Source organism: Priestia endophytica DSM 13796 (assembly GCF_900115845.1).
GTDB classification, from domain to species: Bacteria; Bacillota; Bacilli; order Bacillales; family Bacillaceae_H; genus Bacillus_I; species Bacillus_I endophytica.
Map to the genome: position 1 here is coordinate 1 of NZ_FOXX01000016.1, position 14,141 is coordinate 14,141.

Consider the following 14,141-nt stretch of genomic DNA (forward strand, 5'->3'; position numbering starts at 1 on the left):
TTACCAGGCCCGCAGTTTTGGACAGGGATAGCTTTTGCGTCTAAACTAGTGGCGTGAGCCACACTATATAAAAGCGACTTCTTGTCGCACCATAACACAGATTATCAGAAGTAAAAGGCTTTAGTTTGTTTCAACTAAAGTCCTTTTGCTCGTTATGAATATTACAATTTTTTGATCCATTTAATTTACAGAGCCAATAAAGAACTAATTGAATAAAAAGGGGTAAAACAGAGAAGATATAAAAGCATTATAGAATTTAATAGGGAAGGAGTAAGATAAAAATGAAGGAATGGTTATTGAAATCATTAGGGGGACTATTTGCTATTACGCTTATTACAGGGTGTACAGCAAATGATAATCAAGATTCCCCTCAAGAAGATCAGCAACAGAATGAAGAACAAGCTCCAAATAACGAAGGTGAAAATGACACAAACAATGAAAATAACCAGGACGCGGACGATATGAACTTTGGAAATAATCAGGATCAAAATGAGAATGCCCCTGGTGTTGATGAAAATGATACAATAAATAAAGATGATGAAAAAGACCAAAACCGAGATCAAGAAGATCCAATTGAAGATCCAGAAGATATGCGTGATAAAGATAATAGAGATGATTAATCAAAGGGGTTGGTTCTCTTCAAAGGAACCGGCCTCTTTTACTTTTCACTAAGAAAATACCATTGACTATGACTCGTCTATCATTGTTTTTTTGAATAACTTGTAATCCTGTATCATCTTTTTTAAAGAAAATAAAACAAATATCCTCCAGTCTTTATACAGGATTGCTGTCAAAACTTCAGCATAATAATGTTGGAGCTGATAAAAAATAACCAAAAAGTTGGAGGCATGTTATAGATGAAAATTGGTCAGATTTTAAATAAGTTTACAGACAACTATTGGATTATCATTTCGGCCGTTATTTTATTTTTTTTGGCTAAAGCCTTGATAGGTTACTTAACGTTTAAACATTATAATCGAAAGCTTAAAAATATTGAGGATAAACTGGAAGAACTTTTACGAAAGGAACAAAAATTCAATTCTTCTAAGCCATATGATAAATAAGGGTAAACTGATCTTAATTCTCCATCCTTGGAAGAATCTAATTGAAATAAAAAAGAGAAAAACACAGAAGATAGGAGGGAGATTTTCAAATAGGATAAGGAAGGAGATGATCAATCATGAAAAACAACATCCAAGTACTACCTATTGTCGCTTCTATTGGCATAGGAGCTGCTGCTTATAGCGTGATGACAGGACGTGGTGGACAGCTTCAAAATATGATACCCCAACTGTCTAATATGAATCAACAAGGAAGCAATCAAATGATGAATCAACAAGCTGATCAACAGCAAAACCAATAGCCCTTTCCTTTTCCATCTTTCTAGAGATTGGAATCCTCCTTCTCTCTTCCCTGGTGAAGGAGAGTAAAGAGCTCCTACTCGTCATGAGGGGGGCTTTTCGTAGCAACTTCACTTAATCTCCTAAGAAATTATTTATATTTCATTACCTGTAGGAAATCATGTGCTTTTGTATGACACCATACATCCAACTAACTAATGTAAATATACACACTTAAGGTTTTTACGTAATATACGTCTTTAAGATAGAAAAACTACTGATTATTAAATCAGTAGTTTTTCTAGTGCCTAATAAAGATTTACGAGAAGACATCCCATTGTCTTTTGAATAGTTTGCTCACAGCGTTAAGTATTATTCATGGTTCTAGAGACAGTTCAGTCGGGTAAGCGAGGGGCATCGCTGCCCCTAACTCCCCTAAGAACCGTACGTGAGCCTTTCAACTCATACGGCTCAAGCCTCCCATTGCAGGTCCATTTGCTGTCGTATCTTCGTCACACACCATAATGGTAAGTAAAACGTACGCCGACGCTCCAAATGGAGGTATACATAACAGTACGTTTCTTTCGTCAAAAGATAGCCACAACCTTATGTACCTACGAGAGACCAACGAGAAGTCAGCTCCCTTTCGGGCCTATCATAAGTTTGTCCGTAAGGACGATAGTATCCATCCAGTTATACAGTTTCCTGCTTTCCTGTTCTCTTTCGAGATAATGGCATTTGCTTTCTCTCGTATCCTTTACCCTCTGTCACATCGTTTGATCTTACGATCTCCCTACTGTTTATACAGATGACAAAGGGCTTACCAAGTTTCGCATCTTATAGATACGACGAGGTTAGGTGGGTTCTTTACTCCGGGCAAGATGCGGGACGCGGCACAGTAGCATTATGAATCTACTTTTCCTCTTACCAATACCCAGGCAAATCTATGCACTATCCTGAGCTAATCATTACGAAGCTTACAAACCTTCACTTTCGTTCACCATACTCATCTTCCCCTAGCAGTGTTCCGAGCCGTGCACTGACTCTCTGTTTCCGCATTTCCGCATGCAATCCACGAGCCCGTTACCAGGCCCGCAGTTTTGGACAGGGATAGCTTTTGCGTCTAAACTAGTGGCGTGAGCCACACTATATAAAAGCGACTTCTTGTCGCACCATAATGTTGACTATAGGACTCAAATTTTGCATTTAGTGGATATGGCTTCACAAAACAGAAGATAAATGTAAAATTTGGGCTATTTATATCGTTGCTTTTATTTCTAAAATTCCCATTTATAAAGGTTTAGACGCCTTTTTCCTTCTAAGTCAATACAAATAGAAAAAAACGACCTCCTTGGAGCAAGGTCGTTTTTTTCTTTCTAGGCGAAACATGAGTAGTAGCGTGATCTCTCACGGCTTCCCTTATAGTTTGCTCAGGAGAACAGGTATTATTCATATAAAAAACAAATAGCCTTTAGGCTATAGGTGAAGGTGAAGGTTTTAGCCTTCTTGAAATAATAATCATACCCAATACATAGTGTATAAGGCGGTCTTAAGTATATTTATGACATATAACTATTCGCTTGTTTACATAAAACATGTTAGAGATAGTAAAAACCCCACTCCATCAAGTGGGTTTTTTTTTACTATATCAAATACTCCCCATAAATTCCTGGTTTTGGAATTTTAAATGAATTTAAGAGGACATCCATTTCTTCTTCTGTTAACACATCAGGTTGCAAACAAAGCTCTCTAACAGATTTACCTGCTAAAGTGGTTTCTCTTGCAATTTCTGCTGCTGTTTCATCACCAAGATGTGGGTTAATAGCTGTAATAATTCCCACACTTTTCTCCACATATTCCGTCATGTGATTTTCACTTGCTTGGATACCCTTTAAGAAATGGTCGGTAAATGAACGGAAACCATTGTTCATCATACTAGTAGAAGTTTCTCTTTTACACAAAAGGGGAAAGGAAACGTTAGATATCAATAAAGGAGAACGTTCTATGCGTGAAATGACAGAAAAACTACATGACTTTTTACTACAACATATCGATGAAATGTCTCAAGAATGGCTAGATTCGCGAGAAGTAGAAGAGAATTCTATTTATACAGCTGATGCTTCTTCAGAGACAACCGAATATCTTCGAGAACAAAATCAATATTTTACCCGTACAATTGTAAAAGTTCTTACTGGAAAATCACTAGAAACTCTTAGTGATTGGGCACAGAAAGTTGCAAAAGGAAGGGCTCAGAGAGGTGAACCTCTTTATCAGAGTATCAAACATTTTAAAAAGTTTCGTTTAATTTTTTTAAAACAAATTGAATCATTTTTCTACCTTCATCCGTCTAGCATCACATACGAAGATCTTTTTTTATGGAATAAGTTAGTAAATGAAGCATTTGACCAGACGATAGAACTATTTACAGTTTATTATGAACAAGTTTCAGATGCACAATCTCATGCTCAACAAATGCTAATTTCTGAGCTTAGTACCCCTGTCATTAGTATTTCCGATACAGTAGGAGTGCTACCACTCATTGGTCAGATTAATGATTATAAGAACAGTAACTTTGCGGAGAAAGTTCTGTTGCAAGCAAAAGAGCTCAATCTATCTTGCTTAATCATTGACTTATCAGGTGTATCTTCCATTGATACCATGATGACCAATGACTTGTTCCAAGTTATAAAGATGTTGGACTTACTTGGAATTGAGACAACCATTACAGGTATTCGCCCAGAGATTTCCTTAACAGCTGTTCAATTAGGGATAGATATGAGCAGATTGAGAACTTACGGAAAGCTAAAAGATGCGATAGATAAACTTTTGCATTAGTTAATAGGTTCATAATTTTTTAGAGCATAACTCCACCCCGAATATTAAAGGGAGTTTTGTGATTTCTAACATCCTATACACATTTAGTGAACTTAAGGTTGATTATAGGAAGAGAAATATATCTCAAAAATACTACGTCACATGTTTCATTTTAAATATGCCGGGTATGAGATTAGTAGGATTGGAATTCCCTAAGAAACAGATCTGTTATAGACTGTTTCTTTTTTATTGTATAAAATGTATAAACTTAGTTTACATAAAACATGTTCCAGGAAGCACAAAAAGCGCAAAACCGTTCAGTAACAACGAGTTTGCGCTTTTTATTTATATATACTTTTAGACACGATTTTATACTTAAAGTTTTTACTTTTCAAAATGAATTAATTCAAAATCATTATTTAAACAATCTTTAAGAGTAATATTTAATTAGAGAAAGTTATTTTTTGATGTTATTTCACCAATCTCTCCTCAAATATTAGATCTATTTATTTAAATATTATGAAAATTGTCTATTATTCTATTGATTTGTATGTAAAAAAAAGTATAATAGACTACTGAGCGCAAGTTTTGAAAACGGATTCATTAACTACAGCTTTATTGATTCCTACATGATGGATTGAATTTCAGGATTTGTGCAAACGTTTGCCTAAATTAATAAGAAAACAAAGGAGGAGATTTTTTATGAAAGGTAAGCAGAAAACAGCATGGATACTGGTTACTATACTGGGACTAATTATTCCATTATTCTCAGGAATATTAACAAGTCATGTAGAGGCAGAATCCGTCCCAAAACAGGTCGTCCTTGTTGGCACCTTGCAAACAGAATTAGGGAATGATAAGGATTGGGATACAGCTTCTAAAATAACACAAATGGACTACCAAGGAAATGGATTATATAGCTTTACAGGCACACTTCCCCCTGGGAAATATGAATATAAAATTGCCATTGGAGGAACTTGGGATGAAAATTATGGTGATAAGGGGGTTCTAGGTGGGGGAAACATTAAACTAAATTTAACCGAAGAAAGAGTAGTTACCTTCACTTTTAACGACAATACCCATGCCATTGCTGATAGTACTCAGCTTGACCCATCCATTAAAAGAGCTACAATCGATAATTTTAATGAAATGACGATAACTACTAATGCTCCATTTGATATTGACACACAAAAAATTGAAATTAACGATGTTAAAATTAAGGAAGTTAGCCCTTTCGGCACGACTGATGGGAATCTTACAAATAAGATTAAAGTGATTACCGAACAAGAATTTGATTTAAAAAAGACATATACAGTCAAAATGAAAAATTACGGTACAGTAACAGCTGAACCCGATAAAGTATTTAGTAGCAAGAAATTTAATGAATTATTTTATTATGATGACAATGATTTGGGCAATGTGTACACTCCATCTGGGACCAAATTCCGTCTTTGGGCTCCTACTGCAAGTGAGGCACGATTAGTTACATATACAAAATGGGATGATCATAAAGGTAAGGAGATCCCGATGAAACAAGGCGAAAAAGGAACTTGGACCGCAAAACTGAAAGGGAATCACAAAGGTGTTTTTTATACGTATAAGGTCAAGATTGGTGGTAAGTGGACTCAAGCTGTTGATCCTTATGTACGTGCTGCGTCTGTTAATGGGGACAAAGGTGCGGTCGTTGACTTAAACGAAACAAATCCAAAGGGATGGAAGGAAGATAAAAAACCAAAGTTTAAAAATCCAGAAGATGCTATTATTTATGAGTTACATGTACGTGACCTTTCTATTCAGAAGGAAAGTGGCATCAAGCATAAAGGAAAGTATCTTGGCGTAACGGAGAAAGGAACAACTGGTCCTCAAGGCGTGAAGACGGGGCTCGATCATATTAAAGACTTAGGGGTTACTCATGTTCAATTTTTACCCATATTTGATTATGCTTCAGTAGATGAAACAAGGTTAAATGAACCCCAATATAATTGGGGCTATGATCCAAAAAATTTCAACGTACCAGAAGGATCATATTCTACGAATCCTTATGACCCGACTATTCGAATTACAGAACTAAAGCAAATGATCCAAACCCTTCATGATAATGACCTTCGTGTAGTAATGGATGTAGTTTATAACCATACGTATGAAGTTGCTGGGTCTAATTTTCAGAAATTAGTCCCAGGTTATTACTATCGTTACAATGACGATGGCTCACTCGCAAACGGGACTGATGTAGGGAATGATACAGCTTCTGAACGGAAGATGACGAGGAAATTCATGGTAGATTCTGTAACCTATTGGGCGGACGAGTATAATTTAGATGGGTTTCGTTTTGATTTGATGGGAATTCACGATGTTGAAACCATGAATCATATACGTAAATCTGTCGATAAAATTAATCCTTCTATTATTCTTCATGGAGAAGGATGGGATTTAAACACTCCTCTTTCTCCTGAATTAAAGGCTAACCAAAAAAACGCTGAGAAAATGAAAGGAATCGCTCATTTTAATGATGATATTCGTGATGGTTTAAAGGGCCGGGTATTTTACGATTATGATAAGGGGTTTGTAAATGGGAAACAAAATTTAGAGGAACGAATGAAGAAAGGAATCATGGGCGGAATTGATTATAACAAGAACATTGCTACCTACCAAGATCCTGAACAAGTTTTAACCTATGTTGAAGCTCATGACAATCATACATTATGGGATAAGCTACAGTTAACTAACCCAAATGACAGCGAAAAAATACGTAAACAAATGCACAAGTTGTCTTCTTCCGTTGTATTAACATCACAGGGAACCTCATTCTTACATGCGGGTCAAGAGTTCATGCGGACAAAGGGCGGGGACCATAATAGTTACAAATCTCCTGATTCGGTCAACCAAATGGATTGGAAACGCCGTGCAACATTTGATAAGGAAGTAGACTATATGAAAGGATTAATAGAATTACGTAAAAATCACCTAGCTTTTCGTATGACTACAGCTGAACAAATCAAAAAATACCTAACGTTTATTGACAGTCCAAAAAATACTATAGCTTATATAATAGATGGCAAAGGGAATATGGATAAAGCCAAATATCTTATGGTTGCTCACAATGCTAATAGAGAACCTGTGGAAATTACCCTTCCATCAAAAGGACCTTGGAAAGTACTAGTAGATGGGGAACGTGCAGGGGATAAGGTTCTTTACACTATACATGATAATAAAGTTACGGTTCCTGCCTTAAGTTCATTTATTTTGAAAACAGATAAACCCATTTAATTCAAGGTTAGTTCATATAACAGAAATTCGAGGGATTAAAAAAAGCACAAACCCTTTCAATAACAACGAGTTTGTGCTTTTTCCTTTCACATCATTTTATCTTACCAGACTGTTTGTTTTTAAGATATTTAAATCTCTATTTTGCTTTCCTCTTAACAAAGATGCTATTGTTCTTGAGTTACTTGATAGAAAGTAGTAAAGGATTTAAAGTTACTAATAAAACTTGTATGAAGATTATGGAATTGCGTATTAAGCGTTCTCCTAGATGTGGACTCACCGTTCCTTATGTCATTAATTTTTTCTTCAAGCTCTACTAAACTTTTAACACTATCAATGAAGTACTCTCTCTCCTTTTTGGAGTAGTTTTCTTGGATACTGAGGTCTAACAATGTGACTCTTGCTTCCTTTACCTCAAGTAACATGGTATCTAATTCTTGTGTGCTCATTTTCGACTTTTTTTCATGTGTTAACCAATCCTGTTCAAATATCTTGAGTATATCCTTGGTTCTTTTACTTGTTAGATCATTTTTAGAATGTATTTGAGATGTTTGTTTAAAGTTGTCCACGTCTTGTTTATACTCTTTAGTCATAACAGAATCAGGTTGATAAGAATATGTTTTATATATACTAAAGAATGAATAGGAATAGGACCATGTCATTGCCAATATAAAAAGTACAATGACACCTAGAAAAACTAAACTAATCCTTTTTGACTTCTTATTCATCGTAAATTCTCCTATCTTATTTGCCAAAGTAAATGAAGTTCGTTATAGGTATGTGGATAATTTCCTATATTTCTACTTGATATCCTTTGTATGCCTTACCCTATCAAGAAATGGAGATGAATTCAAATTAAAATATATGTACAGTAGTCCATAAAATTAGACAGACTACTAATATATTCCCTATCCATATAAATAAGAAAATTCTTTAATACTGGTAATAAAAGGATTTTATTATTAAAAGTCATTTAGGAAGAATTAGTTAACATAAAATACATTATAAGAAATAAAAGGATCTTTAAGCAAAGACCCTTTTTGTTTTGTAACTGTTAACACTTTAAATGTGTAAGGACAATAAAGTTGTTTACTTTTGTAAGCTAAACACACACATTACACCGTCCGAAAATGCGAACGGTGTAAAAATAAAGTTACTTAATTTTTGGTGCAATTGCTGAATAACATCCCATAGATGTTACAATAAAGTCGTTTAAATTAATGGGTTGTTCCACGATGGCGCCCGATTGCAGACCTAATCATCAATGTATTTTCCATCTTTTTTATTTGTTATTTCTTCACATTTTTTATTATTATACCCTATTACATAAACATTGTCTGAATCAGTAAGTCCACTTATAATTTACTCTTACGAGAAGATTCTCAAGTTTTTATATTAATACCAGCATCTTACTTCTTCAACTAGTACAGTCATTTTATAATAGTCTATTATATTAACCCTAAATGTTCACGGAAGGTATGACCTTCATATTTCTTTCTGAAAATATCTCTTTTTTGCATTTCAGGAACAATTAGTTCAACAAAGTCTTCTAAACTACCGGGTAATGTAGGCGGCATAAGATTAAATCCGTCAGCCACACCAGCTTCAAACCAGACTTCCATCTGATCCACAATTTCGTCTGGTGTACCTATCAGCGTGTGATGTCCACCGCCTGCATTAAGATATCCTAATAATTCTCTTACTGTAGGTTGTGTATCATTAATAATTTCTAGTATCGTTTCGTAACGTCCAACTGGACCAGTAAATTCTTCTACTGGGGGTAATTGAGGTACTTCTTTATCAATTTCCCAATTAGAACAGTCTTGTTGAATAAAGAAACTCAACTGTTTTAAAGCTGTTTCAAGAGGTAATTGTTCATCTAATGCTGCTTTTTTGGCTAAGGCTTCTTCATGAGTATGACCTACATAGGTTACTAAGCCTGGAAATACTTTAATATGTCTATTGCTGTCTTCGCTTTGTTTAACTTGTTCATCTAATTTTTTACGAAATTTTTTTGCTTGCTTTAAGTTCCACGACACTGAATAGACTGCATCGGCATATTTTGCGGCTAATGCAATGCCTTGTTTAGATGCCCCTGCTTGCATTGATACTGGTTTGCCTTGCGGACTTTTTGGCGTAGTGGATGGGCCAGACACTTTAAAATAGGTACCATCGTGATTAAAAGGCTGAATGTTTGAAGGATTTATCAATTTTCTTTCTTCTCGACGATGTAGAAACTCATTACTGTCCCATGAAAGAAATAACTTATTCATTAAAGCAGCGAATTCATCTGCCTTCTCATAGCGTTTGTCATGAGAAGGTAGTTCTTCCATACTATGATTTAACGCCTCTAAATCAGTCATTGACGTAACGAGATTCCAACCAACACGTCCTTTTGTAATATGGTCTAAACTTAATAGTTGTCGTGAAGCTGTGAAAGGATTAGAAAAAGTACTTGAAATGGTTGAAACTAATCCCACATGATTTGTCACTTGAGAAATAGCAGTTAAATTGACTATTGGATCAAACCAAAATGCTGGCATATCACTAGAATGTTTACCTGGAAATGATTGATTATCAGCAAAGAATACTGCATCAAAGTAACCTTTTTCCGATAATTTAGCTAAATCTTGGTAATAGGAAATGTCTCCAATACGTTCAACGCTTGAGTCAGGCATTAACCAAGCAGCTTGATGGTGCCCACAACCATACAGCAAAACACCTAAGTGTAGTTGTTTTTCTTTAGTTTTTGTCATTTGTTCACACCTCAAAATACATCATTATTAATTGTCTTGTATACTCCTTTTTTGAAGGATTATCTATGGCAATTTAAGCTATTAGTTCATGGTCAAACCACCATCTACTGTGAAATTTTGACCTGTAATACCGTTCGCATTTTCCGAAGATAAATAAGCGACCATATTGGCTACATCTTGAGGTGTGGTCACCTTCTTCAATGGCGTTGATTGAGCAATTAAATCGAATACTTCTGGCGTTGTAACAGCACTGGCTTCAGTCGTTTTTAATAATCCACCTGAAACTACATTCGCTTTTATACCATATAGCCCCAATTCAGAAGCGATATTACGTGTAAAACCTATTAATCCAGCTTTAGCTGTTGTATATTCGTGGTAGGGTACAACAGGATTTTGATATAAATTAGTACCTATACTTATAATACTTCCATTTTGTCGTTCAATAAATTGAGGTATGACGCTTTGAACTACATTAAATGCTGCTTTTAAAGTACCATCTAGTTGTTTTTGATAATCATCCCACGTGAGTTCTGTGAAGGTTTTCTGTTTGTTTGGATCAAATTTGAAGTCTACTAATGCATTGTTGACTACAACATCTATTTGACCAAAATATTCCGTTGCCTTTTTTATCAATTTATCTACTTCTTTACGATTGGTTACATCAGCCCTAATTGCAATAGCATTCTCTTCACCAATCTCAGAAACGAGCTTCTCAGCAGCATCTTTGCTTTTATAGTAATTGATAACCACTTGAAATCCTTGTTGTGCCAATGTCTTTACAATAGTTGCTCCTAAACCTCTACTACTACCTGTTACTAATACTGTTCTAGTCATCATAACAACTCCTATATTTTTAATCTTGATGAAACTTAAATCATAAAATGATAGATAAAATAAAAAATACGCAACCTTCCCATAGGAAAGTTGCGTAAAAACAAATAACTACATATTAAGAATAAGGCACGATTGCCCTTTAAGTATGTATTAGAGTTTACACTTTCCTACGCTAGTTTCAACTAGTTCAGGTTCAAAGGGTTTGAGTTAATACTCATCTCAGTTAAATAACACCCCTAGTGCATATATTTAAGTTAAATTCAATGTTATAGTTTTAAGAAATTTATGTCAAGGAAATATGACTAGTTAAAGTATTTCTATAACTTTGTTATTCTAAAATTAACATTACTGAATTTTTGATTCAATTCTAGTTTATATAAAACATGTTCCATGTAGTAAAAAAGTGCAAAAATGTTTAACAATAACATTTTTACATTTATTTCTATTATGAACAGACATAATGGTCATATCCATTAATTCCCTTTTTGCTCTATAAAAAGTGAACACAAACAGAAAGTTCGTAAAGTGAACGTCCATAAAAGTGTACTTTTGCGGACTATTTGCATAGGTTAATGGACAAAGTGAAGGAAAACATGATAAAAAATAGAATTTAAGATAAATACCTAACCTATTTGGCGATAAAAAGGGGAAAATAAAATGAGTATGAGATATTGTATAAAGGACTATCGAACGAGCATAGATCCACATCTGCTTCGTACATTCTTTTCACATACCCAAATAAGCATTACAGATTATAACTGGATATTTAGCGACTTAACGGCCTATGCATCTAAAGGAAGGCAAGAGTTAGAGGATTCCATTTTTCGCCAAGTAAATTTCACATTAACAGGACAAGAATTAGAGGAATTGCTAAAACATGAGGAAGTAGTAGTGGTATTCGGTGTTATGGTAGCTGTCAAAGAAAATCTAAATATCAAAGACATTGAGCGCCTTCCAGTAATTGAATATAACAAACATTATTGGGAAGAAGATTATATGTCACCTATTAAAAATGCAGTTATGGAAGTTGGATTTTTTGATGGGGAATTAATTATTGTGACAACCGATAATCAGAATATTGTAGATACATTGAAGAGAAATATTTTTAATTTCCCTAATCTAATAAGCCTTAAAGAATATATGGAGAGCTAAAATATTTTTAGATATTAACCTTAATAAAGGGGAATTTAGTTAACATAAAATATGTTCGCGGAAGTAAAAAAGCACAAACCCGTTGATTCCCAACGAATTTGTGCTTTTTCTTTTCTGCTTAGGTATACTTTTACGAATTCCCTTAAAACAGCAGCCGCAATGTTATGGCTGCTGTTTTCTATGTATTATTTGATTTATGATTTTTCAATAACTCTTTGAATATCTCTTGAAATAATCTCCAAGCCTTTAGGGCTTACGATTAATTTTCCGTTTGCCAACATCATATTATCATCGGATACCTTACCAGTTATCATACATGCATTTCCAGGTTGATACTTTCTTAAGATGACACTCTCCCCGTCTACAAAGATTTCTATAGGATCACTCTTTTCAATCTCTAATGTGCGTCTTAATTCCTTCGGAAGCACAACGCATCAATCTTTCTGACAATCCCTGTACTCTTCATTTATCTACCCTCCCTATCTATTTCGGCTCCTATTTTAACATTTTTATAATGGATTAATGATAATAATCTAAAATTGGAATGAAGTTCCAACTTAAAGATCATTATATTTTATGAACACCGACAACATACATTTCAATCATATTCCTGTGTCAATTTCGTTCTCAATAGAGTACACCCTATTGAGAAGGTAGTGATTTATTGCTTTTCCTCCAGGTTTTAAAGCACCCAAAATACACTTATCAAAGTCATTTAAATAGTACTATTCCTATAGTGCCCTCTTATTCTTTGAATCGTTTCTATCCGCCTTTATGCACAATATGACACATTAACAAATCGACATACAGAAAATCCTTAGAATGAGGTAGTTTTTTCTCTTTTTAGACTGTATATCACATATAAACTTAGTTAACATAATAGATTTTATAAGCAGTAAAAAGGAATGGAAATCTTTTAGATAACCATTCCTTTCTTTTTTTAGAGTTACAGATACTAAACCCAATTTAATAAGAACCCTTGTATAGATACATACACGGCGAACAGAGATACAATAATACATACATAACCCCAAAATTCTTTTTTATCTTTTTTAAGTTCCATTAATCCTGTTACTAAGATCATTGCGCCTAGTAGGAACATGGAATAAGGCATCAACTTAAAACTTTGAGTAATTAGGCTATACACAGATAAAATGAGTACAATTACTGATAAAAAAATTCTTAGTCTTTTTAGCATATCTATCCTCCTACATCATCTACTTTAAGCACCCTTTAGTTATAAAAATGTTGGATTTTCAATTCTCTTTTCTTTTTTTCGGTTAGAACAAAATATATTCCAAGAATAAAAGTAAGTATTGGAATGACATAAATTAAATGGATCCCACTAGGTGATTCATATGATACTGTAGTGACGCCAGTTTTCAAATCAGTATCGATTATTTCATCCGTCACTTTGAAAGGAGCATAAAGTGCATCCATAATAAAGTAAGTTAATAAAGATTGAATAATAAAAAACATTCCTACTGCACGTTTCATCATTTTCCCTCCTTACATATGTAATGATTTAATTGTGAAGGAACTAAACAATTATTTCATAAAATGGAAAAAATAAAAATAGAAAGTAACTGAATTTCCTATACAACGTTAGTTTATATAATTTTTGTTCACGGAAGTAAAAAAGCACCAACCCGTTTAATAACAACGAGTTGGCGCTTTTTTCCATTACGAATGAGCATAACGGTCATACCCTTCACTTACTTTTAATTACCATATGACTCTATAAAGAATGAACACCAATAGAAAGTTCGTAAAGTGAACGTCCATAAAAGTTTACTTTTACGATCATTTCTTTTTGATTAGAAATCTAGACTTTTTCATGTTCATTTAAGTTTTAATTTAAATTACGAACGTCCTTAGAAAAACATACACTTTTGCGAACGTTTTTGATAGAATAATAGGGAGAGAAACACAAAAGGAGTATAAAAATGGAAAATAGAAAATTTGGATACATACGAGTAAG

At 34.1% G+C, this 14,141-nt stretch carries 11 protein-coding genes, 4 pseudogenes and 1 riboswitch; of the genes and pseudogenes, 7 read left to right on the forward strand and 8 right to left on the reverse strand.

Annotated elements, in window-relative coordinates:
- The first annotated feature begins 281 nt into the window (after positions 1-281).
- The 3 genes from BM012_RS21460 (at position 282) to BM012_RS21470 (ending at position 1,363) form a co-directional block, all read left to right on the forward strand.
- A complete protein-coding gene (locus BM012_RS21460; protein WP_061804555.1) occupies positions 282-620 on the forward strand; it encodes a hypothetical protein in 339 nt (112 codons plus the stop codon).
- Between the two features lie 237 nt (positions 621-857).
- Positions 858-1,064: a hypothetical protein gene (locus tag BM012_RS21465; protein ID WP_061804554.1), complete on the forward strand. Its 207-nt coding sequence runs from the start codon at positions 858-860 to the stop codon at positions 1,062-1,064.
- Between the two features lie 116 nt (positions 1,065-1,180).
- Positions 1,181-1,363: a hypothetical protein gene (locus BM012_RS21470; protein WP_061804553.1), complete on the forward strand. Its 183-nt coding sequence runs from the start codon at positions 1,181-1,183 to the stop codon at positions 1,361-1,363.
- 1,620 nt (positions 1,364-2,983) lie between these two features.
- On the opposite strand, the pseudogene aspA reads toward BM012_RS21470, so the two are convergent.
- Positions 2,984-3,283, reverse strand: a pseudogene (gene aspA / locus BM012_RS21475) (aspartate ammonia-lyase); the annotation flags it as partial.
- Between the two features lie 61 nt (positions 3,284-3,344).
- On the opposite strand from aspA, the gene BM012_RS21480 reads away from it, so the two are divergent.
- From BM012_RS21480 to pulA, 3 genes and pseudogenes are all read left to right on the forward strand, one after another.
- Entirely contained in the window at positions 3,345-4,175 is an 831-nt protein-coding gene (locus tag BM012_RS21480) for an STAS domain-containing protein (RefSeq protein WP_061803058.1), read from the forward strand.
- A gap of 681 nt (positions 4,176-4,856) precedes the next feature.
- Positions 4,857-5,228: pseudogene (locus BM012_RS27305) on the forward strand (pullulanase X25 domain-containing protein); the annotation flags it as partial.
- Between the two features lie 33 nt (positions 5,229-5,261).
- A pseudogene (gene pulA, locus BM012_RS21485) lies at positions 5,262-7,421 on the forward strand (type I pullulanase); the annotation flags it as partial.
- 164 nt (positions 7,422-7,585) lie between these two features.
- On the opposite strand, the gene BM012_RS21490 reads toward pulA, so the two are convergent.
- From BM012_RS21490 to BM012_RS21500, 3 genes are all read right to left on the reverse strand, one after another.
- A complete protein-coding gene (locus BM012_RS21490) occupies positions 7,586-8,146 on the reverse strand; it encodes a hypothetical protein (RefSeq protein WP_061803060.1) in 561 nt (186 codons plus the stop codon).
- A gap of 720 nt (positions 8,147-8,866) precedes the next feature.
- The gene (locus BM012_RS21495) at positions 8,867-10,174 is read right to left on the reverse strand and encodes an LLM class flavin-dependent oxidoreductase (RefSeq protein ID WP_061803061.1); all 1,308 of its coding nucleotides are present in this window, start codon (positions 10,172-10,174) and stop codon (positions 8,867-8,869) included.
- Between the two features lie 81 nt (positions 10,175-10,255).
- A complete protein-coding gene (locus BM012_RS21500; RefSeq protein ID WP_061803062.1) occupies positions 10,256-11,008 on the reverse strand; it encodes a 3-oxoacyl-ACP reductase in 753 nt (250 codons plus the stop codon).
- Between the two features lie 147 nt (positions 11,009-11,155).
- Positions 11,156-11,256, reverse strand: a riboswitch (TPP riboswitch).
- Positions 11,257-11,665: 409 nt separating this feature from the next.
- On the opposite strand from BM012_RS21500, the gene BM012_RS21505 reads away from it, so the two are divergent.
- Positions 11,666-12,160, forward strand: a complete 495-nt coding sequence (locus BM012_RS21505; protein WP_061803063.1) for a hypothetical protein — start codon at positions 11,666-11,668, stop codon at positions 12,158-12,160.
- Between the two features lie 194 nt (positions 12,161-12,354).
- Here the strand turns inward: BM012_RS21505 and BM012_RS27310 are convergent, their stop codons facing one another.
- The 4 genes and pseudogenes from BM012_RS27310 to BM012_RS21520 all read right to left on the reverse strand — a co-directional run bounded on the left by BM012_RS27310 (position 12,355) and on the right by BM012_RS21520 (position 13,657).
- A complete protein-coding gene (locus BM012_RS27310; RefSeq protein WP_407719613.1) occupies positions 12,355-12,474 on the reverse strand; it encodes a hypothetical protein in 120 nt (39 codons plus the stop codon).
- Between the two features lie 60 nt (positions 12,475-12,534).
- A pseudogene (locus BM012_RS27315) lies at positions 12,535-12,588 on the reverse strand (hypothetical protein); the annotation flags it as partial.
- Between the two features lie 527 nt (positions 12,589-13,115).
- Positions 13,116-13,358, reverse strand: a complete 243-nt coding sequence (locus BM012_RS21515; RefSeq protein WP_061803065.1) for a DUF3953 domain-containing protein — start codon at positions 13,356-13,358, stop codon at positions 13,116-13,118.
- A 35-nt stretch (positions 13,359-13,393) separates the two neighbouring features.
- Positions 13,394-13,657 carry a hypothetical protein gene (locus tag BM012_RS21520; protein WP_061803066.1) on the reverse strand — a complete coding sequence of 88 codons (264 nt, stop codon included), beginning with the start codon at positions 13,655-13,657 and terminating at the stop codon, positions 13,394-13,396.
- Positions 13,658-14,141 lie beyond the last annotated feature (484 nt).